At 48.0% G+C, this 23,806-nt stretch carries 23 protein-coding genes; 11 read left to right on the forward strand and 12 right to left on the reverse strand.

What is annotated here, in order from left to right; genetic code table 11:
- Positions 1 to 18: 18 nt before the first annotated feature.
- Complete coding sequence (nifA, locus tag KEF85_RS15170; protein WP_215582018.1) at positions 19 to 1,545, reverse strand: nif-specific transcriptional activator NifA; 1,527 nt, start codon at positions 1,543 to 1,545, stop codon at positions 19 to 21.
- Positions 1,538 to 3,190 carry a nitrogen fixation negative regulator NifL gene (nifL, locus tag KEF85_RS15175; RefSeq protein ID WP_215582019.1) on the reverse strand — a complete coding sequence of 551 codons (1,653 nt, stop codon included), beginning with the start codon at positions 3,188 to 3,190 and terminating at the stop codon, positions 1,538 to 1,540. Before nifL ends, nifA begins: the two co-directional genes overlap by 8 nt.
- Positions 3,191 to 3,689: 499 nt before the next feature.
- Here nifL and rsxA point away from each other — a divergent pair, with 499 nt between their 5' ends.
- From rsxA to KEF85_RS15215, 8 genes are all read left to right on the forward strand, one after another.
- Entirely contained in the window at positions 3,690 to 4,271 is a 582-nt protein-coding gene (rsxA, locus tag KEF85_RS15180) for an electron transport complex subunit RsxA (RefSeq protein ID WP_215582020.1), read from the forward strand.
- 10 nt (positions 4,272 to 4,281) lie between these two features.
- Positions 4,282 to 4,815 carry an electron transport complex subunit RsxB gene (gene rsxB, locus KEF85_RS15185; RefSeq protein ID WP_215582022.1) on the forward strand — a complete coding sequence of 178 codons (534 nt, stop codon included), beginning with the start codon at positions 4,282 to 4,284 and terminating at the stop codon, positions 4,813 to 4,815.
- A gap of 12 nt (positions 4,816 to 4,827) precedes the next feature.
- The gene (gene rsxC, locus KEF85_RS15190; protein WP_215582024.1) at positions 4,828 to 6,327 is read left to right on the forward strand and encodes an electron transport complex subunit RsxC; all 1,500 of its coding nucleotides are present in this window, start codon (positions 4,828 to 4,830) and stop codon (positions 6,325 to 6,327) included.
- The gene (locus tag KEF85_RS15195) at positions 6,324 to 7,385 is read left to right on the forward strand and encodes an RnfABCDGE type electron transport complex subunit D (protein ID WP_215582026.1); all 1,062 of its coding nucleotides are present in this window, start codon (positions 6,324 to 6,326) and stop codon (positions 7,383 to 7,385) included. Before rsxC ends, KEF85_RS15195 begins: the two co-directional genes overlap by 4 nt.
- Before the next feature lie 8 nt (positions 7,386 to 7,393).
- Positions 7,394 to 8,119, forward strand: coding sequence for an electron transport complex subunit RsxG (rsxG, locus tag KEF85_RS15200; protein WP_343222113.1), 726 nt, complete (start codon positions 7,394 to 7,396; stop codon positions 8,117 to 8,119).
- A 38-nt stretch (positions 8,120 to 8,157) separates the two neighbouring features.
- Complete coding sequence (locus tag KEF85_RS15205; protein WP_215582028.1) at positions 8,158 to 8,874, forward strand: electron transport complex subunit E; 717 nt, start codon at positions 8,158 to 8,160, stop codon at positions 8,872 to 8,874.
- Positions 8,871 to 9,134 (forward strand): RnfH family protein, encoded by a 264-nt coding sequence (locus tag KEF85_RS15210; RefSeq protein ID WP_215582030.1) that lies wholly within the window; start codon positions 8,871 to 8,873, stop codon positions 9,132 to 9,134. The genes KEF85_RS15205 and KEF85_RS15210 overlap by 4 nt, the downstream gene beginning before the upstream one ends.
- A 114-nt stretch (positions 9,135 to 9,248) precedes the next feature.
- Complete coding sequence (locus tag KEF85_RS15215) at positions 9,249 to 9,707, forward strand: CreA family protein (protein ID WP_215582032.1); 459 nt, start codon at positions 9,249 to 9,251, stop codon at positions 9,705 to 9,707.
- 44 nt (positions 9,708 to 9,751) lie between these two features.
- On the opposite strand, the gene coaBC is transcribed toward KEF85_RS15215, so the two are convergent.
- Positions 9,752 to 11,005 carry a bifunctional phosphopantothenoylcysteine decarboxylase/phosphopantothenate--cysteine ligase CoaBC gene (gene coaBC / locus KEF85_RS15220; RefSeq protein WP_215582034.1) on the reverse strand — a complete coding sequence of 418 codons (1,254 nt, stop codon included), beginning with the start codon at positions 11,003 to 11,005 and terminating at the stop codon, positions 9,752 to 9,754.
- A gap of 41 nt (positions 11,006 to 11,046) precedes the next feature.
- Between coaBC and radC the strand changes: the two genes are divergently transcribed.
- A complete protein-coding gene (radC, locus tag KEF85_RS15225; protein ID WP_215582035.1) occupies positions 11,047 to 11,721 on the forward strand; it encodes a RadC family protein in 675 nt (224 codons plus the stop codon).
- Position 11,722: 1 nt separating this feature from the next.
- Here radC and KEF85_RS15230 read toward each other — a convergent pair whose 3' ends face one another.
- From KEF85_RS15230 to KEF85_RS15240, 3 genes are all read right to left on the reverse strand, one after another.
- A complete protein-coding gene (locus KEF85_RS15230; RefSeq protein ID WP_215582036.1) occupies positions 11,723 to 13,282 on the reverse strand; it encodes a SulP family inorganic anion transporter in 1,560 nt (519 codons plus the stop codon).
- 36 nt (positions 13,283 to 13,318) lie between these two features.
- Entirely contained in the window at positions 13,319 to 13,951 is a 633-nt protein-coding gene (can, locus tag KEF85_RS15235; protein WP_215582037.1) for a carbonate dehydratase, read from the reverse strand.
- A gap of 323 nt (positions 13,952 to 14,274) precedes the next feature.
- Positions 14,275 to 15,156, reverse strand: coding sequence for a porin family protein (locus KEF85_RS15240; protein ID WP_215582038.1), 882 nt, complete (start codon positions 15,154 to 15,156; stop codon positions 14,275 to 14,277).
- Between the two features lie 288 nt (positions 15,157 to 15,444).
- Here KEF85_RS15240 and thiO point away from each other — a divergent pair, with 288 nt between their 5' ends.
- Positions 15,445 to 16,530, forward strand: a complete 1,086-nt coding sequence (gene thiO, locus KEF85_RS15245; RefSeq protein WP_215582039.1) for a glycine oxidase ThiO — start codon at positions 15,445 to 15,447, stop codon at positions 16,528 to 16,530.
- A 9-nt stretch (positions 16,531 to 16,539) separates the two neighbouring features.
- Entirely contained in the window at positions 16,540 to 17,553 is a 1,014-nt protein-coding gene (locus tag KEF85_RS15250) for a quinone-dependent dihydroorotate dehydrogenase (RefSeq protein WP_215582040.1), read from the forward strand.
- A 175-nt stretch (positions 17,554 to 17,728) separates the two neighbouring features.
- Here the strand turns inward: KEF85_RS15250 and pmbA are convergent, their stop codons facing one another.
- From pmbA to KEF85_RS15280, 6 genes are all read right to left on the reverse strand, one after another.
- Complete coding sequence (gene pmbA / locus KEF85_RS15255; RefSeq protein ID WP_215582042.1) at positions 17,729 to 19,060, reverse strand: metalloprotease PmbA; 1,332 nt, start codon at positions 19,058 to 19,060, stop codon at positions 17,729 to 17,731.
- Between the two features lie 235 nt (positions 19,061 to 19,295).
- Entirely contained in the window at positions 19,296 to 20,735 is a 1,440-nt protein-coding gene (tldD, locus tag KEF85_RS15260; RefSeq protein ID WP_215582044.1) for a metalloprotease TldD, read from the reverse strand.
- A gap of 33 nt (positions 20,736 to 20,768) precedes the next feature.
- Positions 20,769 to 21,233, reverse strand: a complete 465-nt coding sequence (locus KEF85_RS15265) for a hypothetical protein (protein ID WP_215582046.1) — start codon at positions 21,231 to 21,233, stop codon at positions 20,769 to 20,771.
- A 20-nt stretch (positions 21,234 to 21,253) separates the two neighbouring features.
- The gene (locus tag KEF85_RS15270) at positions 21,254 to 22,102 is read right to left on the reverse strand and encodes a 23S rRNA (adenine(2030)-N(6))-methyltransferase RlmJ (RefSeq protein WP_215582048.1); all 849 of its coding nucleotides are present in this window, start codon (positions 22,100 to 22,102) and stop codon (positions 21,254 to 21,256) included.
- Between the two features lie 39 nt (positions 22,103 to 22,141).
- Positions 22,142 to 22,492: a DMT family protein gene (locus KEF85_RS15275; protein ID WP_215582050.1), complete on the reverse strand. Its 351-nt coding sequence runs from the start codon at positions 22,490 to 22,492 to the stop codon at positions 22,142 to 22,144.
- 2 nt (positions 22,493 to 22,494) lie between these two features.
- On the reverse strand, positions 22,495 to 23,739 hold the full coding sequence (locus KEF85_RS15280) for a multifunctional CCA addition/repair protein (RefSeq protein ID WP_215582052.1): 1,245 nt from the start codon (positions 23,737 to 23,739) through the stop codon (positions 22,495 to 22,497).
- Between the last annotated feature and the right edge of the window lie 67 nt (positions 23,740 to 23,806).

A 23,806-nucleotide genomic window follows, 5' to 3' on the forward strand; every position in this document is an offset into this window, starting at 1 on the left:
GCATGCATTACCTTGGGTTTAAATCTGTTTGACATTGATATTTAAGGTTTGGATGCGATAGGCAATTTGCCTGGGCGTCATATCCAGCAGGCGCGCGGCCTTGGCTTGCACCCAGCCGCTTTGCTCCAGAGCAGCGATTACCCGTTCGCGTTCATCCATATTTTCATCGTGCAAATCGACATGTTTGACTGCGTAGGTATTGCGACTAATACCGATCTCGCTTTCCAAACCGGTGCTGGCAATGACTTCACGATCGATAATACCTTCTGCGCTCATGATGGCAGCACGTTCCAGGCGGTTTTCCAATTCGCGAACATTACCCGGCCAGTCGTGTTTCATTAGAATACGAATCGCACTTTCCTTGATTTCCAGCGCCCGACCACCCTGCTGTTTGGAAATGCGGTTTAACAGGAAAGCGGCTAATTCCGGGATATCTTCTATACGCTCGCGCAGTGGCGGCATATTGATGGGCATGACATTCAGGCGATAATATAAATCTTCACGAAAATTGCCTTCGGCCACTTCCTGCTCCAAATTGCGATTGGTAGCAGCGATAATTCGCACATTAACTTTCAGTGTTCTGACACCACCGACCCGCTCAAATTCGCCTTCCTGTAAAACCCGCAGCAGTTTGGCCTGAAATGATGCAGAAATTTCGCCGATTTCGTCCAAAAACAGGGTGCCATTATCAGCCAGTTCGAAACGGCCTTTACGCTGACCGATGGCGCCACTGAACGCACCTTTTTCATGACCAAATAATTCGGATTCCAGCAAGGTATCGGGTAATGCGGCACAATTCAATTTCAGAAACGGACCATTGGCACATGCAGAATTGAAATGAATAGAACTGGCTACAACTTCTTTACCAGTACCGGATTCGCCGCGTATCAAAACAGTGGTATGCCATTTGGCCACCTGGCGGATGATATCAAAAACTTTTAACATAGGTTCGGAATGACCAATGATGTTTTCAAACCGATAGTTTTTCACCAGTGTCTGCTTGAGATAATCGCGCTCACTGGCCAATTCGTGTTGTTTACGCTCCATGACGCGGAGCATATTGACGCTGTGGGCAATTAAATTGGCCACCATCTCCATAAATCGGGCCCGCTCACCCAGAAATTTGGCATTGCAGGGTTGCGCCGCCAAAATGCCGACGACTTCACCTTGTTCTATAGCCAAAGGTGAACCTATAAAAGGCAAGTCGGGATTGTAAACCCCTAATCTACTCAGAAAACGCGGTTCGTCAGCAATCCGTTCCACGACAATGGTACTGCCTTCATCCAGTATCGCCCCCACCAAACCCTCTCCCGGTTGGTAGCGAATACTGCGATCAATACCATCCCCGTATATTTCGCAAATGCTCATGCTGTCATCATCCACATCTCGCAGGGTAATCATGCCAAAATGCAAACCCGAACGTTTATGCAAAATTTCCAGAATACCCTTGAGCTTGCTGCGTAAATCGTGCGTGCTGTTTAGCAGTTGACTGACCAGAAACAGGGTATCCAGTTCGGACTCCACCATCAGCAAGCGTTCACTCATGCCCGTTCACCGTGCTGATCTTTTTAGGGCAAACCGGAAAACTCAGCTCGAAACAGCAACCATTTTTGTAATCCGGATTAATGGCTATCATCGCGTTATGCTGATTGGCAATTTCCTTGACCATGACCAAGCCCATGCCGGCTTTTACCCCACCCATACTATGAGTAGTAAAAAACGGTTCAAATACTTTGCTGTGTTGATTGAGCGGGATTCCTGGCCCGGTATCGGCAATTGAAACCCGCACCCAGCCGTTTTCGGACGAGGTGGTAATTTTGATCAAACGCTCTCGATTGCCGCCGGGGCGATTAAGGGCATTGACAGCATTATCGATTAATTGTTTGAACATCATTCTTAACTTGTTAGCTGAACCCAAAATTGAAGGTAATACCGGATTTGGCAACCAGTCGACCACCACACCATTGGCCAGAAATTTTGTACTGTTCAATAGCATCACTTCGTGCAAAAGCTGATTAAGATTAACGGGGACCACTGCCGATTCGGGGATTTCCGGGACACAACGCTGCAAGGTCTCCAGGGTCTCTGCACCCATCAGTTGAACTTGCCCGAGCAAATCCTTGAGGGGTTTATTCTGGGTGTCGTTGCGTTGCGCCATGATCTGAATAGCGGCATTAATCTGATTTAAAGGCTGACGGATTTGGTGCATGGCACCCAATAAGGTTTCACGAATACTGCGAATATGTTCCTCTTCCGCCAATATGGTTCGCAAGGTCTGCAAATGCAGATTTTCTTGCTGACGGCGTTGCTGGCTGATGTCATTGATACTGAGCAGCAGATAGTTATTAGATTGTTTGACAAAGAAATTATCGGCACAGGTATCGCTTTCGATAAACCAGTTACCTGAACAGGAAAACCAGCGAGTACCACGTCGGCCTACGCCTTCTACCCTGATTTCATGGTTGGTAAAGCCGGGTTTTCGATCCGGAATATCCCAAAAATTGCCTAAATCCTGCGCCAGCGCATCCAGAAAAAACAGGGCGGGTTCACTTTTATCCAACTCGCTAATCAGCATTTTATACATCTGATTATCCAGCACGACTTTTTTGTTTTCATCCAGTACCGCCATGGCCACCGGCGAAGCATTGATCACCGACTCTATCAATTGCTTCTGATTACCGACCTGCTGTTCAGCATAATGCGCCTGGGTAACATCACGATGCATACCGATATAGTGGCTGATGGCACCGCGATCATCCAACATAGGGGCGATAGTCAGATCGGCCAGATAGCGTTGCCCCATTTTTTTGCGGTTGACCAGTTGACCATGCCAAACTTGCTTTCTAGAAATGGTATGCCACAAATCATAGTAAACCTGACGCGGCGTGGATTTATCAGATAATTTTGACTCGTTGGCTCCCAGAATTTCCGAGGCTTTATAGCCGGTAACACTGGTAAACGCATCGTTGATATAAAGTATATTGGCCTTTTTATCGGTAATGGAAATGGCAACAGGTGCTTGCTCTACGGCTTCAACAAATAAAGAAAAAGGCAAATTGCTCATCAGTTTTGTATGTTTTTGGGTTGAAGCGACTGCCACCATGCTTTCTGCGGTATTAGCCGAAGTTAACTGCTTGGCCGTTTCCAGAGTGATTTGGCTATGCAGATATTCAGGGGTCGATTTAGTCATGGCCTTTATTTCGGTAAGAATCGTGTTGTTATCTTACATGCAATTTAAACGCCATAATTCTTATTGTATTTTGCCGGATACTATTTAAATAACGCCAAAACCTTGACCTCCTGCGGATGGGATACACAATTTTAGAAATTGTTCCCTTTGACATAGATAACAGCGACAAGAGCAGTACAACTACTATTATTAACCCATTCATTTCCCGGTTTTAGAGCAACACTAACGGGTCGTTTTAGACTCGTGTCGGAATAGTTTGGCACATATTTCTCAAAACGCACCAGCTAATCTGCGTATTTTTATGACCCGGACCGGTTAATCGACACACATTGTAAGATTTGCGACATTTTTTTAGCTACAGGTATGGATCTGTGTTTTTTAGCACAGGATAAACCGCACCATTTGTAGACTTTTATGCACTAAATCGGCATTTACTCCCGCCTGTAAGGCATTGGCATAAATGATGCTGTTCTGTTAGCAAATTACCGGATTTATGGCTATGAGCGAATATTTACTATTAATTTTGGGTACGGCACTGGTCAACAATGTGGTTCTGGTCAAGTTTTTGGGCCTATGCCCGTTCATGGGGGTGTCAAATAAACTGGACACCGCGCTAGGCATGGGTTTGGCAACCACTTTTGTTTTGACTCTGGCCTCGGCGGCAAGCTGGGTATTGGAGCATCATTTGCTGATACCTTTTGACATTGGTTTTTTGCGAGTTTTGGGGTTTATTCTGGTAATTGCTGCCGTTGTGCAATTTACCGAAATGGTTATCCATAAAACCAGCCCGGTACTCTATCAGGTACTGGGGATTTTTTTGCCGCTGATTACCACGAATTGTGCCGTATTAGGAGTAGCCTTACTCAACATTCAGGAAAAATATAATTTCATCCAAAGCTTGTTGTTCGGCTTTGGATCAGCTTTGGGCTTTACTCTGGTGATGGTGCTCTTTGCCGGACTGCGTGAACGATTGGCGCTCATGGCAGTACCGGCACTTTTTTCGGGAACGCCGATAGCCTTTATCACTGCCGGTATTTTGTCGCTGGCGTTTATGGGATTCGCAGGGCTTTACAGCAAATAAGAGGCACATTATGTACGTTCTATCTGCCATCGTGATTTTAACTGCATTGGGCTTGTTATTGGGCCTTAGTCTGGGAATCGCCGCCAAATACCTGAAAGTGGAATCCGATCCACTGGTAGAGCAGATTGAAGCTTTGATGCCGGGTTCGCAATGCGGTCAATGCGGTTTTCCCGGCTGCCGCCCGGCAGCAGAAGCCCTTGTATCCGGCAGCGCCGCAGTGACACTGTGTCCTCCGGGCGGTACTGCGCTGATCGAACAATTGGCTAAACTATTGGGTGTTGAGGTTGATTTAAGCAATGCCCAAGACCAAGAGCCTATGGTGGCCAGAGTTAGTGAAGAAACCTGTACCGGCTGTACCCGCTGCTTCAAGGTATGCCCTACCGATGCTATCGTCGGTGCTCCCAAACAGATACATGCTGTGGTTGCTGATGCTTGTATCGGTTGTCAAAAATGCGTGGAGGTCTGTCCAACTGAATGCTTGCAGATGCATCCGATTGAAGTGACTTTACGTAACTGGCGCTGGCCCAAACCTATGGCGGCCTAAGGGAGTTTATTGATGCTGGCATTTTTAGAAAATCCAAGATTGCGGGGAGGCATTCATGTTGAAGAACATAAACAGCCCACTACCGACAAACCGATAGCCACCCATTTTCCACTACCGAAAAAGCTGTATATTCCGGTACAGCAGCATGTAGGAAAACCGGCCGAACCGGTGGTCAAAGTCGGCGAAAAAGTTCTGAAGGGGCAGTTGCTGGCTTATAGCCAAGGCACCATTTCAGCACCAGTACACGCACCAACATCGGGCACAATTATCGATGTCAAAGACTTTCCGGCTCCTCACCCATCGGCTTTGCCGGTGCGTACTGTGGTATTGGAAAGTGATGGCCTGGAGGAATGGCAAACTGCGTTTGTGGCAGAGGACCCTTTTCGACTTGATCCAGAAGAAATCTGTATGCGGGTTGGTGGTGCAGGAGTGGTTGGTTTGGGCGGTGCGGTATTCCCTTCTGCCGTCAAGCTGAATCTGGGCCGAAAAAATCAAATTCACACGCTGTTGATTAATGCCGGCGAATGTGAGCCTTATCTGACTTGCGATGACCGCATGATGCAGGAGCGTGCCGCAGAAATTGTTACCGGTATCCGCCTGATGCTGCGCGGGATGCAGGCACTTAAAGCCATCATCGGTATCGAAGACAATAAATCTGCCGCATTTCAAGCCATGCAAACAGCCTGCCGTGAATATGCCGAGATTAGTGTAGAACAGGTTCCTACCCGTTATCCGATGGGTTGGGACCGGCAAATGCTACGTTATCTGACTGGCCTGGAAATCCCGGCAGATGGCAGAGCCACCGATATTGGCGTGGTGGTACACAATGTTTCGACTGCCTATGCTGTGTATCAGGCCGTATGCCTGGGTCAGCCTTTGATTAGCCGGGTAGTCACTGTTTCCGGTGCAGCTGTTACTAATCCTAGTAATGTGGAAGTACCTATCGGTACCTTAATGTCGGAAGTATTGGCATTTTGCGGGGTAGATAAAACCAAAGTAGCCCGTTTGGTGATGGGCGGACCGATGATGGGCGATGCATTACCTCATGCCGAAGTCCCGGTAGTTAAAGCTTGTAACGGGATTTTGGCCCTGTCTCAAGCCGAGATTGAGGAAGCGCCGACTCAGGCCTGTATTCGCTGTTCCAGTTGCGTATCGGTATGTCCGGTTGGCTTGCTACCATTGGAAATGGCCAGCCGGATTCGTGCTAATCAACTGGAAGCAGCAGTAGATCTGGGATTGAAAGATTGTATCAGCTGCGGCAGTTGCTCTTATATCTGTCCATCTAATATTCCTCTGGTGCATTATTTTAAATTTGCCTCCGGGGAATTGGTAAAGCGCCAGCAAGCCGAGCATAAAAGCGAACAGACCAAGCGCCTGATCAATGAGCGCAGCCAGCGTATGGAGCGGATTCGACTGGAAAATGAAGCTGAAGCCCTACGCGCCCAGGAGGCACGTGCCGCCCGCTTGGCTGCCCAAAAAGCCGCGCAACAAGCTAAGGAGGAATCAGTATGAGCAATAAATTAATTAGCGGCCCTCATGTGGTGGCCAGCCGCCGGGTTGATCAGATCATGCGGCAGGTAATCATCGCTTTATTACCGGCAGTTGCCTGGGGTATTTTTTTATTTGGCTGGCCGGCTTTATTTCTGCTGCTGGTTACCGTGATATCGACCATTGGTTTTGAAGCTGCTTGCCTGAAATTAAAAGGTGTGAAAACCGGGTTTTATTTACGCGATGGTTCGGCAATATTGACCGGCTTACTGATCGCCATGAGTTTACCTCCCTGGGCGCCGTGGTGGATAGGTGTTTGCGGTGCCGGCATTGCCATCGTATTAGGTAAACAGGTTTATGGCGGTCTGGGACAAAATTTGTTTAATCCGGCCATGCTGGCCAGGGTGGCTTTACTGATCTCATTTCCCATAGAAATGACCAGTTGGGCCAATGTTACGCCGCTGTTTACCGGGCCCGGCCTGATCGACAGTTTTAGCCTGACTTTTTCCGGCCTGGAAAATGCTGACGCTGTCACTGGTGCGACAACCCTGGGTTTAGTAAAAACCGGCTTTTCACAGAATCAGACCTTACCAAGAATTTTGTCGGATTACTCCGGATTTCTGGCTTTTATTGGCTGGGAGCGCGGCAGTCTGGGCGAAACATCAACGTTGTTAATCCTGATCGGTGGCATCGGCTTACTGCGCCAAGGCATTATTAACTGGCATATACCTGCGTCCTTATTGGCAACGCTGTTTGTACTGGCCAGTGTCTTCCATTTATTGGACAGTACTCATTACCTCAGCCCTTGGGCACATCTGAATTCCGGTGCAGTTATGCTGGTCGCATTTTTTATTGCCACAGATTATGTGACCTGCCCGAATACTCCGCTGGGACAATTGCTGTTTGGCTTAGGCTGCGGCTTACTGATTTTTGTGATTCGCTCCTGGGGAGGCTATCCAGAAGGCACCGGCTTTGCGATATTGCTGATGAACTCGGTCACACCGCTTATCGATCACTATATCAAACCGCGCATCTATGGCCGCTACCGTAACGGCAAGCCGCTCGACATTTCCAATACTTGAGGCCGGTGATGAATTCAACTTCTGACAGTAAACAAATGGCTAACAAGGCCAGATTATGGCTGGAGCGGACCAAACAACAATTAGTCATCTGGTTGGAACCCACACATCTGGAACAGTTACGACCTAAACTTGAGTTTCAGACCGGGGTACTGGCTGGTTTTGCTTTACTGGCTGCGATTCTACTGGGTTTGGCGGATTTAGCCACTCGTGGGGTGATTGAGCTACGCCTGCAGGAAGATTTGCAAGCCAATCTGGAACAAGTGGTGCCGCCCTCATTGCACGACAATAATTTGTTGACTGATAGTGTGTTGATCAATTCTGCCGATGCTAAACTGGGCACCGAACAAACTGAAGTGTATTTAGCCAAAAAACAGGGTGAAATCAGTGCGGTTTGTTTTAAATTTGTGGCACCGGACGGCTATGCCGGACCTATCAGTCTGGTGATGGGTATTGCTAAAAACGGGGAAATTTTAGGCGTGCGGGTCATCTCCCATGTAGAAACACCTGGTTTGGGTGACAAGATAGAAATTAGCAAATCCAAATGGATATTGAGCTTTAATGGTAAGTCGCTGGATAATCTGACTTTGGAGCAGTGGTCAGTGAAAAAAGACGGTGGTGTTTTCGACCAATTTAGCGGTGCGACCATTACCCCGCGTAAAGTAGTTCAGGCGATTAAGCGCGGCCTGGATTTTTACCAGCAGCATCAGGCAGAAATTTTGGCCGACTCTCCTTAACCTATGGGCTTGATGACGAGATTTATCGAGATATAAATATGAATCCATCCATTTTATTTTCAGCTCCTTACCGCAAAATTGCCCGTGATGGTTTATGGGACAATAATGTGGTACTTACCCAAAACTTGGCTTTGTGCCCTTTGCTGGCTGTCACCGGTACCGCTACCAACGGCTTGGGCATGGGACTGGCCACTATGGTGGTGATGGTGGCGGCCAGTGCTGCCGTCTCTGTGAGCCGACACTTGATTCCTGCCGAAATTCGCATTCCCATTTTTGTGCTGTTGATTGCGGCGCTGGTTACGCTGGTGGATATTTTTCTAAATGCCTGGATGCATGAATTACATAAGGTTTTAGGTCTGTTTATTCCCTTAATTGTGACCAATTGTGTGATTCTGGGCCGAGCTGAAGCCTTTGCCTCCAAACAAGCAGTTATGCCTTCCATGTGGGATGGATTGATGATGGGTGCCGGCTTTACCCTTACTATGGTGATTTTGGGTGCCGCCAGAGAAATTACTTCCCAAGGCACATTATTTGCCAATGCCTCAGTTTTGCTGGGAGAAGGCTTTCAATTTTTGGAAACTATTATCATCCACGATTACAAAGGCTTCCTACTCACGGCCTTACCACCGGGTGGTTTTATTATGCTGGGCTTCATGGTGGCAGCCAAACGCTTGCTGGAACTAAAGTTCAAGAAAAAAACCCAGGCTCCCCTTGCCAATTTAAACGATAGTATATTGGAGGGTGGCGAATTATGAATGTTGGTGTGTGTTATGCACAGGCTGACCGGCAAATCTGGCTAAAAATTGATGTGCCGGAAAACAGCACTATTGTGGAAGTGGTACATATATCGGGCATTCTGGATCAGTATCCGGAAATTGATCTGGAAACTCAAAAAGTCGGTATTTTTGGTAAAATTTCCAAACTCGATACTGTAGTCAAGGATGGTGATCGCGTGGAGATTTACCGGAAAATCACTGCCGACCCGCAACAGGTAGAGCGGCGGCGGGCGACCTGATCTGCTCATATGGCAGGTGCAAGGGCGACTCTTATCAAAGTATCTTGCTTGAAAGACCAAATAGCTTATAGTGGCTATCTGTAACGCTCACTCCTTGCCGTTTGGCCAAATCTCATGAAAATACTGCTACAACTCGTGTTGTTAACTGTGCTATCAACCAATATCCGCGCCGAAACCATAGGCTGTGTGACTACCGCCTGGAAATTACTGGGCGCTAATCATCAGGTTTGTGTAGATGCATTTTCCGACCCCAAGATCAATGGTGTAACCTGTCATGTAAGTCAGGCCAGAACCGGCGGCATTTCCGGCTCCTTAGGCCTGGCTCAGGACCCGGCCCAGTTTTCCCTGGCCTGCCGTCAAACCGGACCGATCAGCGTGCCGGCCGGGTTAGCCAAAGATGAAACTGTGTTTTCTGAAGACACTTCGATTTTGTTTAAGGAAACCCGGGTAGTGAGAATGTGGGACGATGCTCATAAAACGCTGGTCTATGTGGCCATTAGCCGCAAACTGATAGACGGTGCGCCAGCCAACAGCATTTCAACAGTACCGGTGATGCCGTGGCAATCACAGTAAATCACAGTAAAACACAGCATGATATAAGGGCATAGGCGCTTATATCAGTTGGTGGCCGATTTATCGGCAAAGCGTTGCGCCACCAGTACCAATAATTGCTCGGCCAGTTGTAACTTGGAAGTCATATCCAACGTTTGGCGGCCACCGTGCCAAAACACTTGCAGGGCATTTTGGTCGCTGTCAAAGCCGCCTTCAGTTTCATTCCCTACCCAATTAGCGGCAATCATATCCAGGTTTTTCCGGTTAAGCTTATCCAGCGCATATTCCTCCAACCCCTGGGTCTCGGCGGCAAAACCCACTGTAAATGGCTTATTCGGCAAACTGGCTACTGCAGCAATAATATCGATATTTTTCTGTAAACTGATAATCGCCTGATCAGCCTGTTTTTTGATTTTATGACTTTCCGGTAATGCCGCCCGATAATCGACCACAGCCGCTGTACCGATATAAATATCCGCCGCTGCGATACCCGCCATGATCGCTTCATACATTTGCTGGGTGGTTTCAACTTGTAACAGCTTGACGCCCGGCGGCGCAGACAAACTTACCGGGCCACTAATCAATGTTACATTTGCCCCCATTTGCCGGGCGACCTGAGCCAGAGCATAGCCCATTTTGCCGGAACTGCGATTACTGATAAAACGTACCGGATCGATAGGTTCACGGGTGGGGCCGGCTGAAATACTGACATTGAGGCCTTGCAACAATTGCCGCCGGTCATTGCCGAACAAATAGCGGCAAATGGCTTCCGGCTCCGCCATCCGCCCCAGGCCTTGTTCACCACAAGCCTGCTCACCGGCCACTGGGCCAATGAACTGCACACCATGTTGTTTAAGTTTGGCTATATTTTCCTGGGTTACCGGTTTATGCCACATGGCCTGATTCATAGCCGGCGCAACGATGACCGGACATGCTGCCGCTAAATATAAGGTGGAGGCCAAATCATCGGCCAGACCATGTCCAAACTTGGCCAACAGATTCGCAGTAGCCGGTGCCACTACCAGATTATCGGCCCAGCGAGCCAGATGGATATGGTCCATGGCTTGCTCCTGCCCGGCAGCCACCAATTCGGTGTAGACCTGATGCCCACTCAGCGCCTGAAAAGTTAACGGCGTGACAAATTGTTGAGCGGCATGAGTCATTACTACTCGAACTTCGCTGCCTTGTTTACGGAGCAGACGCACCAACTCGGCTGCTTTATATGCAGCGATGCCGCCACTAACCACTAGAAGTATGCGTTTATTAATGAGAGTTACCTGCTGTTTTTTAGGCTTAATTATGGCAAACTCTCCCGCCATGTGCTATGTCTTTATATTTTTTGTTGATAGGGAGCTGCCGAATGAGCATCAAGGATTGGCCGGCTGACGAACGGCCACGCGAAAAATTATTACAACGAGGCGCCAATGCCTTAACGGATGCAGAATTGCTGGCCATTTTTCTGCGTACCGGCACCATAGGTAAATCGGCTGTGGATATGTCCAGGGATTTATTAAGCGAATTCGGCTCCTTGCAAGCCTTACTGAATGCTGATCAGACCCGCTTTTGCCAATGCCACGGATTGGGGCAGGCCAAATATGTGCAATTACAGGCGGTATTGGAAATGGCGCGCCGGCATTTTTGCGAAATTCTGCAACGCGGCAATGCCTTGACCAGCCCGGAAATTACCCGGGCCTATTTAAGCGCCCAATTACGCGGCTTAAGTTATGAAGTCTTCGCCTGCCTGTTTCTGGATAACCAGCATAGAGTCATTGTCTGGGAAGAATTGTTTCGCGGCACTATTGATGGTGCCAGTGTCTATCCCCGCGAAGTGGCGAAACGCGCCTTATTTCATCATGCCGCAGCGGTGATTTTTGCCCATAACCACCCTTCCGGGATCAATGAACCCAGCCAGGCTGATAAACAGATTACCGAGAAACTCAAACAAGCCTTAGGCTTGTTTGATATCAGGGTGCTGGATCATTTTATTGTCGGGGACGGCAACCCATATTCATTTGCCGAGCATGGCTTGCTTTAACCTAAACATCAGCGGCTTCGGACGGTAATAGCCCATTAATATCCTGTAATTCGACATTGATGTTCCGATCCGGGGCAGCCAGCAAAAAATTACTTAAGGTTTCCAGTATATCGTCATCGATAAAATGTGCCTTGTAGCCATCGATTAGTATTTCGCTGTCATCCGGTATATCCTGCAAATATTTGCGTAACAGCGCCTTGTTGAGAAACGAGGCGTCTTTGTGAAATCTAAGCAGATAATGCGAGCCATGCTGGGTAAGGGTTATCGAGGTCTTGAAATTGGCTCTCAACACAAAAAAGAAGCCACTCACCATACCGATGGTGATCCCTTGCAGCAAATCTGTCAGCAAAATCGCCAGCACGGTAATCACAAACGGGAGAAACTGATTCCAGCCTTTCCGGTAAAACTGTATATACAATTGGGGTTTGGTCAACTTGAAACCAGTGTACAGCAAAATGGTAGCCAAACAGGCCAGCGGTATGGTCTTAAGAAAGTGGGTAAAAAACAGCACACTAATCAGTAATAACAGTCCGTGAAAAAAGCAGGCGAATCTGGTTTGGCCACCGGCATTTATATTGGCTGAACTGCGCACAATGACAGCGGTGATCGGCAAGCCGCCGAGCAGACCACTCAAGACATTACCTAAACCCTGGGCTTTGAGCTCCCGATTGGTCGGTGTGATGCGTTTATGCGGATCGAGTTTGTCTACCGCTTCTATGCTTAACAGCGTTTCCAGACTGGCAATTATGGCCAGTGTGACCGCCACATTATACAGTTTAGGGTTGTTTAAATGACTGAAATCCGGCAAACTGAATTGATCCAGAAAAGCAGCGGCATTGCTATATTCCGGCAGCGAGACCATGTGTTTTTCGCCTATCGCCCAAGCCGGCAGATAACGTAAGGCCCAATAGTTATAGGCTATACCCCACAGCACAGCGATCAAAGGCCCCGGAATCATCTTTAAGCCTTTGATTCTTTTTACCAGCCCACTATCCCAAATGATCAGAATCAGTAATGCAACCACACTCACTAATGTGACACCTGGGGTAATGCCTTGCAATGCTTCAGATAGCTCAAAAAAACTCGATTCGGCTGTTTCCAGCATATAGCTTTCATCTCCCTCAATACTGGTGTCGTAACCCGTGGCATGCGGAATTTGTTTGATAATCAGGATCAGGCCAATTGCTGCCAGCATGCCGTTAATCACGGATGCGGGGAAAAACGCGGCTATCACGCCAGCTTTGAGAAAACCAAATAGTATCTGTATTCCCCCGGCTATCATCAAGCTGAATAAAAATCCGCTGAAACTGCCCAGACTCTCAATGGCATTAAATACAAGCACGGTTAGACCGGCTGCCGGCCCCGATACGCTTAACTGTGAGCCGCTGGCCCAGGAGACTATCAGACCACCCACCAGGCCGGCGATGACGCCAGAATAGAGTGGCGCACCTGATGCCAAGGCTACCCCCAGGCATAAAGGCAGGGCCACCAGAAACACTACGATTCCAGCCGACAAATCCTGACGTAAATGTGACAGATAATATTCAACAGACCTTTTCATGTTTATTTCTTTTATCCAGGCAAGCAGTAGTCTTTATCACTCGGCATATCGGTAAATCGAATTTATCCAGGTATTATGATCCAGGGTAATCAATTCATTAATCAAGCCATCTTTCAGACCGTATACCCAACCATGCAAACTGGGTTTGTGCCCACTTTTCCAGGCCGATTGCATAATGGAAGTATGAGCCAACCGATAAACCTGTTCAATAATATTCAATTCTATCAGTCTATCCACCTTGAGCTCTGGAGCAATGGCTTCCAGCTCATCTTCGTGCAAACGATAAACGTCTTTGATATGCAGCAACCATTGGTTGGCAATCAGCAGATCGGATCTCTGCGCCTGCAAGGCTGCTCTGACACCACCGCAACCATAATGGCCGCACACAATGACATGTTTGACCTTTAATACAGAAATGGCATATTGCAAAACGCTCAGACAATTAAAGTCTGTGGTGATGACCTGATTGGCAATATTACGATGCACAAAAATTTCACCGGGCCTGGCATTAACGATGGTTTCGGCAGGAACCCGACTGTCTGAGCAGCCTATCCATAAAAATTCCGGATTTTGTTCTCTGGACAAATTAGCAAAAAAGTCTGGATCTCTTGCCGTTATATCTTCACACCAGGCTCTGTTTTCTAACAATAATTTGGCAGGTTTTAGCATAAAAACGTGTTTTTAGTGAAAAGAGGGTAGGCTGATATTAAAACAGGCATTCTGCCGCCATTTGTGGTTCCTGTACAGTGGAATGCTTATACTGATGATTTAACATTAGCTTATCTTGAAGTCAATCAAAAATTAGTTTCGATTCGATATCAATTATACCCTAACAGGCCATGAATGTAAATTTGAGCCCAACCAGACAAGCTCTAAACTGACCAGTAAGCAGAGGATCGCGAAAACAGTAAGCCACCTGCTCCAACACGCAGACATAAAAAAAGGAGAAAGCCTTGCGGCTTTCTCCTTTCCGGCATTTAACAGTTTACAAATTAGAATTTGAAACCAACATAACCGCCGGTGCTGACGCCATTGGTATTAACGCCATCGATATTACTGGTAGCATAGTGATAACGCACATCACCACCTAATACGATACCTCTAAAGATGTCGTATTCAGCACCACCGCCGAATTGCATACCGGAGTTCAACACGGAAACCGCGTTTGAAGGCACACCCAGGATGTTAATTTCCAGACCGACCGGAATCAACCAAGGACGCAGCTTGCCGCCATGGTTGAATTTGATTTTTGGCGAAGCATTCAAACGCAGGCGAGCATCAGTTGATGTGCTTGGATTAACCACGCCACCGCCTAAATAGGTCGCTGACAAGGCATTTGCACCTCTGCCGAATTGTGAGTATTCAAAACCAAGTTCAACCTGGAAGGAAGTATCATCAACCAAACCGAACAAGTCATTGTTGACATTGTAATCGAAAGCACCGCCAAAGTAATAACCTTGGGCATTAGCATTGCTTGACAGTACACCGCCTGGATTTAGAGAACTGGTATAATTGGCACGGGCATGATCAAGTACTTCCCAGCCACCACGCACAGCAACCAGATTGTCTTTAGCAGCAGTGACTTCTGGCGTACTTTTTACAGAAGCCATCCATTGATCCAGCTCTTGAACTTTGGCTGTTTCGGTATTAGCTTTTTCTGAAGCGGCTTTAACACGATTCAGTTCGGCTTGCATGGATTGCATCATGCTGGACATTTGTTGCATTTGTGCTTCCAGAGCCTGAGCTTTTTGAGCCGCTTCTTCAGCAACACGTTTGGCATTGCTTGAATCAGCTTGTGCTTGCGGCACGACGATAGCCAGAGAAAAAGTCGCAGCAGCAATGCTGAGCGCCAATTGGGTTTTGTTAAATGTCATTGTTATACCCCCCAAGGGTTGTTATTGTTAATCTGTTTTTGCATAGCAGCAGTACAGCATTTCTTCGCGCTTGAAATACTAGCAGTAAACATGGTGCCATACAAGTTTTGTGACATATTTTTTTAAGCAAAAAATTTGATTTATATCAATAATCTGCGCAATACTGACCAAGCCAGACATTTATTTGTCAAAAAAAAACAACAACTAGTTTAAAATTGGTACAGTGTATTGCCATTCCAAAAGCTAGCCTTCCAGCTATCTGAACAGCCACCTTGCCTCTATTTTTAAATGACTACAACGAGTGACATACTCATCATCGGCGGCGGCATAAGCGGTATGCTGACTGCGCGAGAGTTACGCCTGGCAGGCCGAAATGTCACCATTATTGACAAATCAGCTACCGGTCAAGAATCATCCTGGGCTGGCGGCGGCATTCTATTGCCTATCTATCCATGGCGACAGGCACCGGCTATTTCCAAATTGGTAAGCCTTAGCCTGAAAAAATTTCCCGGATTAAGCCAGGAATTACGCCTAGCCACTGGAATTGATCCCGAATGGCGCGACTGCGGCATGTTAATCTGTAAAAATCCTGACTTTGCCAAAGCGGTCGCCTGGTGCCATGACTACCATATAGACTGGCACCCCCCCGAACAGCAGGTGTTAGCCGATTTACACACCCAGCTTCAACAACCCCTCTGGTTGCCGGGTATTGCCCAGATTCGTAACCCGCGTTTGTTGCAGGCGCTAAAGGCCAATCTACTGAACTTGGGCGTGACTTTCCTGGAAAACACCGCCATTCAGCGCATTGACACCCGGCAACGCCGCATTACCCAGCTGCTTACCTCTACAGCAAGCTTTAGTCTGCAGCAATTAGTGATTTGTAGCGGCGCCTGGACAAATAATGTGTTGCAAACCCTGCTGCCAGGAACTGTGGAATTACCGATTCAGCCGGTTAAAGGTCAAATGCTGGTATTTGCTGCCCAACCAGATACGCTGCCCTGTATGGTATTAGATGGCGATCATTATCTGATTCCGCGCCGTGACGGTAAAATTCTGGCCGGCAGCACGGTAGAAGTCAGCGGCTTTGATAAAAGCACGACAAATTCAGCCAAGCAGGCGCTATATGAGTTTGCCACGCAGTTATTACCGGTATTAAAGGAATCTGAGCTAATCCATCATTGGGCCGGCTTACGTCCCGGCACTCCAGAGGGTATTCCCTATATTGGCTTTCATCCGGATTTTGACAATCTGAGCATCAATGCCGGTCATTTTCGCAATGGCCTGGTAATGAGTCCAGCTTCGGCACAATTACTGGCCGACTTAATTCTGGAGCGGCCACTAGCCATTGATCCCAGCCCCTATGCCCTAACCTGAGGCCAGCCCATGAATTTATACCCACTGCTCCGTCCCTTATTTTTTGCGCTGGATGCAGAAACCGCGCACTATTTGACGCTTAATCTATTGAAACTGGCTGATCAGACCGGTTTGTCGGCTTTGAGCAAACCACCATCAGTCTATAAGCCGGTACAGGTGATGGGCTTGGAATTTAAAAATCCGCTGGGCTTGGCTGCCGGCCTGGATAAAAACGGTGACTATCTGGATGCTCTGGGTGGACTGGGCTTTGGTTTTATTGAAATCGGTACGGTCACGCCCAGACCCCAACCAGGCAACCCTAAACCCCGCCTGTTCCGCCTGCCGGAACATCAGGCCATTATCAATCGGATGGGCTTTAATAATCTGGGTATTGAGCATTTGTTAAACAATGTGCAGCAGCGCCGCTATCAGGGCATTTTAGGCATTAACATCGGTAAAAACGCCGATGTCGCCATTGAAAACGCGACAGCCGATTATGTACTGGGTTTACGTAAAAGTTACACGGCAGCCAGTTATATTACGATCAATATTTCTTCTCCCAACACTAAAAATCTGCGCCAATTACAACAGGGGGATGAAATAAAGCAATTACTGAGTGCCCTGAAAGAAGAACAGCTTAAATTACAAATAGAGCATGGCAAATACACACCCTTGGCAGTCAAGATTGCGCCGGATTTAACCGATGAAGAAATTGTCCACATTGCCGGTTTGCTGGCGGAATTTGAAATTGATGGCGTGATCGCCACCAATACCACTATCTCCCGCACAGCCATTCAAGGTCATCCATTGGCTAAGGAAACCGGCGGTCTGAGCGGCGCCCCTTTAAAAGCCGGCGCCACCCGAGTAGTTAGCGGCTTGGCTGACGAATTACAGGGTAGACTGCCGATCATCGCAGCGGGCGGGGTAGACAGTGCTGAAGCTGCCCAGGAAAAAATCAGGGCTGGTGCCAGTCTGGTGCAAATTTATAGCGGTCTGATTTATAAAGGGCCGCAATTGATTAGCGACATTCTGAACGGATTTTGATCACACAGCAGGATGCAAAGCCAGGAGCCTGTCCGAGAAGTGCAGCCGTAGCCTTGATCAAACCGAGAGGAATCGGGGCTCCGCAGCGTGGTTACTTTTAATTAATCGAGCCTACCCCTATTGGCAGGCTACAGCCTGGATTGCGCGTTGCTGCGTCCGAAACTACCAAGGTCTATCATTCGCCGGCTATCGCCATTTTTTCAAGCAGAATGGAACCGACTCTGGTATTGCCGCGCAAATCCATATCGTTGCCGATGGCAACCAGATTACGCAGCATGGTTTTCAAGTTGCCGGCGATGGTGATTTCCTGGACTGGGTATTGGATCACGCCATTTTCCACCCAAAAACCGGCGGCACCGCGCGAATAGTCGCCGGTAACCCGATTGATGCCCTGCCCCATCAATTCGGTGACCAATAGTCCGGTGTCCAAAAGCTTTAACATGGCGGCGAAATCATTATCACCGGGCTCGACGGTCAGATTGTGCACGCCGCCGGCATTACCGGTGCTGCGTAAACCCAGTTTGCGCGCCGAATAGGTACTCAACACATAGGATTTTAATATGCCGTTACTGACAATATCATGGGTTTGAGTGGCCACCCCTTCGCCATCATAATTGGCGCTGCCCAGCGCGCCTTTTAACGCAGGCTGCTCATGGATACGGACAAATTCCGGCATGACCTGAGTATCCAGACTATCCAATAAAAATGAAGCCTTACGGTACAAGCTGCCGCCGCTGATCGCACCGATCAAAGCACCTATCAAGCCGGAAGCCATTTCCGGGGCAAATAATACCGGACACTGCCGAGTGCTGAGGCTGCGTGCATTCAGCCGCGCCACGGTACGCTGGGCAGCTTTTTCACCGACCTGTTGTACCGACTCCAGCATGGCCGGATTACGCGCAACGCTATACCAATAATCGCGTTGCATATTTTCACCAACTCCGGCAAGTACTGAACAGCTTAAAGAATGCCGACTGGATTGACTGCCTTGCAGAAATCCCTGGGAATTGCCGAATACTCTTATGCCGTGATGACTGTTTACTGATGCGCCTTCGGAATTGCTAATGGCTGGGTGATAACTACGGGCGGCATTTTCACAGGCTATCGCCAGCTCAATAGCTTGTTCGGCATTTAAATCCCAGGGATGAAACAGATCAAGATCGGGGAACTCGGTGGCCAGCAGTTCCGGATCGGGTAAACCGGCATAATCATCGGCACTGGCGTAGCTGGCAATGCTGCAAGCGGCTTTAACGGTTTCGGTCAGTGAGTCCGGGGAAATATCATTGGTACTGGCCGAGCCTTTTTTCTGACCAAAATACACGGTGATACCAATGCCTTGATCGCAATGATATTCAACGGTTTCCACTTCACCCAGCCGCGCCGAGACCGAGAGGCCGTTATCGATGGTAAATGCCGCTTCGGCAGCAGTGGCACCCTGCTGTTTGGCGTCATCGAGTAATTGCTGGACGACCTGTTTTAAGCGGTTAATTTCTGTTTGGTTTTGCAAGGTAAAATCTCTTTGGCTTAAGCGCGTAGTTCGCTGTTTTGACTATCCATAGCGCGGAATTTTTCTGGTTTTTGTTCATCGTACTACCCTAAAATTCAATGTATCATGTCATTGCTCAGCGTAACCTTAGATGATCCTGTTTAAACGAGTCCTTTGCTTGGAATGATGCGCTGCACTGCGTTTAGCACACCCCATAACCGACTGTTTTTAAATAAATTTAGGCATTAACCAATATTCAAACGTTAGTTCCACCTACGGTTAATCCATCTATTTTCAAGGTAGGTTGACCGACACCCACCGGCACACTTTGACCGTCCTTGCCGCAAGTGCCAACACCACTGTCCAATTGCATGTCATTACCCACCATAGACACCTTAGTCAGCACATCCGGACCATTACCCACCAGGGTGGCGCCTTTGACCGGCCGGGTAATTTTACCGTTTTCGATCAAATAGGCTTCGCTGGCCGAAAACACAAATTTGCCGGAAGTAATATCTACCTGTCCTCCGCCAAAGTTGCGGGCGTACAGACCGTTTTTGACTGATTTGACAATCTCTTCCGGATCACTGGAACCCGGCAACATATAGGTGTTGGTCATTCTGGGCATGGGCAGATGAGCATAAGATTCGCGGCGACCATTGCCGGTTGGTCGCACCCCCATCAAACGCGCATTCAGCTTATCCTGCATATAACCTTTGAGAATACCGTTTTCGATCAGCACGGTATTTTCGGTGGGTGTACCTTCATCATCAATGCTCAAGGAACCGCGCCGACCCGGCAGAGTACCATCATCCACAACGGTACATAAATCGGAGGCAACCCGTTCACCAACGCGGCCACTGAAGGCTGAAGTGCCTTTGCGATTAAAGTCACCTTCCAGGCCGTGACCAATGGCTTCATGTAATAAAATACCCGGCCAGCCTGGCCCTAATACCACAGTCATATTACCGGCCGGCGCATCTTCAGCTTGGAGATTAATTTGCGCCTGGCGCACTGCTTCTTCAGCATAACTAAATGCCCGATCATTTTCCAGGAAATAACTATAATCACTGCGAGCCCCGCCCCCCATACTGCCTTGTTCGCGACGACCGTTTTCCACCAGAATGACGCTGACATTCAAGCGAACCAAGGGTCTGATATCGGCCAGCAAGCTGCCGTCCTGATTGGCAACCAGAATATTGTCATAGGCGGCAACCAGACTCACCATTACTTCTTCAATACGCGGGTCGAGTTTGCGGGTTTCCTGGTCTATGCGTTTTAATAAATCAATTTTGTCCTGGTCACCCAGGGATTTCAACGGGTTTAAAGGCTGATAAAGCTGCTTCCAGCCTGGATTCCCGGCAATGCGGGTTTGGGCATGCTGGCCCTGCCTGACGATGGCTTTGACATTGGCAGCGGCTTCCATGAGTATAGGTAATTCGATACGATCACTATAGGCGAAGCCGGTTTTTTCACCACTAACCACCCTGACGCCGGCACCTTGCTCTATGGAATGGCTGCCTTCCTTGATGATGCCGCCTTCTAATGACCAAGACTCAAAATGACTGGATTGAAAATAGATATCCGCAGCATCTACCGGGGTATTGAGCAATGCCGACATCACGGTGTCGATATCGTGCAATTGCAGGCCATGCTGACTGAGTATGGTATTTGTGACTTGATCTAATAATGGCATGGCTAAGTTAAAGTTAAATTTGGACTTGCGAAATCAGATGACAAAAAATGATGCCAGGTAGAGAAATATCACCGCAGAAATCACTGCAGCCACTTTTTGCCATTGATTAATTGAATACCAAAAAAGCTGTACCTGCGTTTTGCGGCGTACCCAGGCAATTAAGGTCAGACGCTTAACAAGTTCATAAACTCGCGGCAGAAACTTGGCTAGCCTATAGCCACCCCAAGCTAGAAAGCTCATCAAGATATAAAAAGTGACAACCTGACTGCCGTGACGCTCGGTAATGAACAAATATGCCACGACTTCACCAATGTGCAAAGTGTGGAAGGCTTTGTCTACCAGCTCTTCAACCCCTAATTCCACCCATTCGAACAGGTTGTGAAACACTTCAAACAATAAGTGTAATGTTTCACCAAAAAGATCAATGGTCACATCATACATGATGATGGTCAGCATTATAAAAAACACGATGATAAGGTCGAGATTTTTTTTTATCATTGTTTATTCCTTGCAACCCTCTATGCAATCAGCTCTGGAACTTGCCATTTTACCTGCCATTGACCTTGTCCATCAGTCAATACCTGATTTAACCAGGGCAATAGTGTTAGCGCCTGGTCATGCAATTGCCAAGGCGGATTAATAAACAGCATACCAGAACCGGTCATGCCGCGCACTGCGCCATCAGCGCAAATACTCTGTTCTATGCGCAATTGCCTGGGAATAGCACTGGCAATAAAACGCTGGTGCATTTTTTCGGTAACACCGCGATCAATGACCGGATACCAAAGTGCGTATATGCCGGTGGCAAAGCGGCGATAGGCATTTTCCAAAGTTTGCACCACCTTAGTGTAATCGGATTTTATTTCATAGCTGGGGTCTATTAATATCAAGCCACGTTTTTGGATAGGCGGCAATTTCTTTTCCAGCATCAGCAAGCCATCTTCTTTTGCCACACTAACCTGTTTATCCTGGACAAACAATTGATATAAGGTATCGTAATCGGTGCCGTGTAATTCCGACAGCAACATGCGATCCTGATTTCTAATCAGGCGCCGAACCAGTTGGGGTGATCCTGGGTAACGCAGCAATTCGCCGCCGGTATTTTCCGCACGGATTGCGCCTAGATAGTCCTTGAGCTCAGGTAAAGCTTGGCTATTGGTCCATAATCGGCCGATACCTTGCTGATATTCGCCGGTTTTTTGAGAGAATTGGGATTTCAAGGCATACTTTCCGGCACCGGCGTGAGTGTCAATATAGACAAAAGGCTTATCCTTTTGCTTTAAGGCCTGAACAACCAAAGCAATTAGGCTGTGTTTTAAAACATCAGCATGATTGCCGGCATGAAATCCGTGGCGATAACTAAGCATGACAACCCGCTGTTTTTATCATTAAATCCATAAAATTCCTTAGTGTAATTTGGCCCGAAAAATAAAAAATACCGCGCCCAACAGACAAAGCCCCGCCCACAAATAATCAAGCTTGAGCGGTTCTTTCATGTAAAACACTGAAAACGGCACAAACACCAGTAAGGTAATCACTTCCTGCATGATTTTCATCTGGCCTAAATTAAGCTCAGTATAAGCGATACGATTGGCGGGAACCTGCAGCAAATATTCAAATAAGGCGATACCCCAACTGACTAAAGCCGCCACCAGCCAAGGCTTGGTATTTAGCTCTTTGAGATGTGCATACCAGGCAAAGGTCATAAATACATTGCTGCACACCAATAAGCTGATTGAGATTAAAATTGCCTGCATAGTCAGAGCGCCGGATGCTGAGTAAGGTATTGTTGCTTAAAGTCGGCTATGGCCGCCACTCTGCGCCCACGTATCGCTGCGCCTATTTTTGCCCCCTGCAAGTCACTTTGTAAAATATCTGTGGTGTCAACGGCCTTAGCCGCGGCTGCGGCGCCGCGCAGATATTCGGCCTGCGGGTATGGGCGCGTTTCTAAACCGGTACGGCCACGGGCATCAGCCTCGCAGGCCAGAATAAAATCATCCAGCCGCGAACTGGTTTTAAATACACCCAATTCCTGAAACAAATCAATCAGGGTATCGGCGCGCAGTGCCATAGCCCGATGACAATGGGTATGATATTGCATGACTTGGATAGCCAGAGTTTTAAACGATGTCGGGACGCGCAGGCGTTGGCAAAATTTTTCTAAAACCGGCAAGCCTTTTTGCTCATGTCCATGATGGCTGGGCCAATGCTCACTGGGTGATAAGGCTTTGCCTAAATCATGTAATAAAGCCGCCAATCTGACTTCCGGCTTGACGGATAATTTGGCGGCCTGCGCCAATACCAGCAATACGTGGATGCCGGTATCGATTTCCGGATGATGCTTTTCCGGTTGCGGTACACCGAATAAAGCCTCAATTTCCGGAAAAATCACGGCCAGTGCCCCACAAGCGCGGAGCACTTGAAAAAACACGGCTGGATTCATTTCCTGCAGGGCTTTATATAATTCCGCCCAAACCCGTTCCGGAACCAAATAATCGGCCTCTCTGTCGTCAACCATCTGCTGCATCAAGATTTGGGTTTCCGCCGCCACTTTGAATCCCAAGTGGGCATAACGGGCGGCAAACCTGGCCACCCGCAAGATGCGCACCGGATCTTCTCCAAATGCTGGAGAAACATGGCGCAATATCCGCTTATCCAAGTCCTGCCGGCCATGAAACGGATCAATCAGCTTGCCCTGGTCATCTATCGCCATAGCATTTATGGTCAAATCCCGGCGCAGCAGATCCTCTTCCAATGTGACTTCAGGACTGGCATAAACCACAAAACCTTTGTAACCCGGCGCCGTTTTACGTTCAGTGCGCGCCAGTGCATACTCATCATGGCTATCCGGATGTAAAAATACCGGAAAATCCTTGCCAACCGACCGGAATCCTTGCGCCAGCATGGACTCTGTGGTTTCGCCAACGACCAGCCAGTCATGTTCTTTCACTGGATAATCCAGCAAACGATCACGAACAGCACCGCCAACCAGATAAGTTTTCATGAAAGTACAATTTTTATGATACAAAATAAGGTGCTTAGTATAATCAAATTGTGCAAAGCTTGCGCTC

Origin of the sequence: Methylomonas paludis (genome assembly GCF_018734325.1) — a bacterium.
Lineage (GTDB): Bacteria > Pseudomonadota > Gammaproteobacteria > Methylococcales > Methylomonadaceae > Methylomonas > Methylomonas paludis.

Bases quoted from the DNA above. Each gene is read 5' to 3' on its own strand.
- nifA (WP_215582018.1), bottom strand. From the start codon at position 1,545: ATGAGTGAACGCTTGCTGATGGTGGAGTCCGAACTGGATACCCTGTTT.
- nifL (WP_215582019.1), bottom strand. From the start codon at position 3,190: ATGACTAAATCGACCCCTGAATATCTGCATAGCCAAATCACTCTGGAA.
- rsxA (WP_215582020.1), top strand. From the start codon at position 3,690: ATGAGCGAATATTTACTATTAATTTTGGGTACGGCACTGGTCAACAAT.
- rsxB (WP_215582022.1), top strand. From the start codon at position 4,282: ATGTACGTTCTATCTGCCATCGTGATTTTAACTGCATTGGGCTTGTTA.
- rsxC (WP_215582024.1), top strand. From the start codon at position 4,828: ATGCTGGCATTTTTAGAAAATCCAAGATTGCGGGGAGGCATTCATGTT.
- KEF85_RS15195 (WP_215582026.1), top strand. From the start codon at position 6,324: ATGAGCAATAAATTAATTAGCGGCCCTCATGTGGTGGCCAGCCGCCGG.
- rsxG (WP_343222113.1), top strand. From the start codon at position 7,394: ATGAATTCAACTTCTGACAGTAAACAAATGGCTAACAAGGCCAGATTA.
- KEF85_RS15205 (WP_215582028.1), top strand. From the start codon at position 8,158: ATGAATCCATCCATTTTATTTTCAGCTCCTTACCGCAAAATTGCCCGT.
- KEF85_RS15210 (WP_215582030.1), top strand. From the start codon at position 8,871: ATGAATGTTGGTGTGTGTTATGCACAGGCTGACCGGCAAATCTGGCTA.
- KEF85_RS15215 (WP_215582032.1), top strand. From the start codon at position 9,249: ATGAAAATACTGCTACAACTCGTGTTGTTAACTGTGCTATCAACCAAT.
- coaBC (WP_215582034.1), bottom strand. From the start codon at position 11,005: ATGGCGGGAGAGTTTGCCATAATTAAGCCTAAAAAACAGCAGGTAACT.
- radC (WP_215582035.1), top strand. From the start codon at position 11,047: ATGAGCATCAAGGATTGGCCGGCTGACGAACGGCCACGCGAAAAATTA.
- KEF85_RS15230 (WP_215582036.1), bottom strand. From the start codon at position 13,282: ATGAAAAGGTCTGTTGAATATTATCTGTCACATTTACGTCAGGATTTG.
- can (WP_215582037.1), bottom strand. From the start codon at position 13,951: ATGCTAAAACCTGCCAAATTATTGTTAGAAAACAGAGCCTGGTGTGAA.
- KEF85_RS15240 (WP_215582038.1), bottom strand. From the start codon at position 15,156: ATGACATTTAACAAAACCCAATTGGCGCTCAGCATTGCTGCTGCGACT.
- thiO (WP_215582039.1), top strand. From the start codon at position 15,445: ATGACTACAACGAGTGACATACTCATCATCGGCGGCGGCATAAGCGGT.
- KEF85_RS15250 (WP_215582040.1), top strand. From the start codon at position 16,540: ATGAATTTATACCCACTGCTCCGTCCCTTATTTTTTGCGCTGGATGCA.
- tldD (WP_215582044.1), bottom strand. From the start codon at position 20,735: ATGCCATTATTAGATCAAGTCACAAATACCATACTCAGTCAGCATGGC.
- KEF85_RS15265 (WP_215582046.1), bottom strand. From the start codon at position 21,233: ATGATAAAAAAAAATCTCGACCTTATCATCGTGTTTTTTATAATGCTG.
- KEF85_RS15270 (WP_215582048.1), bottom strand. From the start codon at position 22,102: ATGCTTAGTTATCGCCACGGATTTCATGCCGGCAATCATGCTGATGTT.
- KEF85_RS15275 (WP_215582050.1), bottom strand. From the start codon at position 22,492: ATGCAGGCAATTTTAATCTCAATCAGCTTATTGGTGTGCAGCAATGTA.
- KEF85_RS15280 (WP_215582052.1), bottom strand. From the start codon at position 23,739: ATGAAAACTTATCTGGTTGGCGGTGCTGTTCGTGATCGTTTGCTGGAT.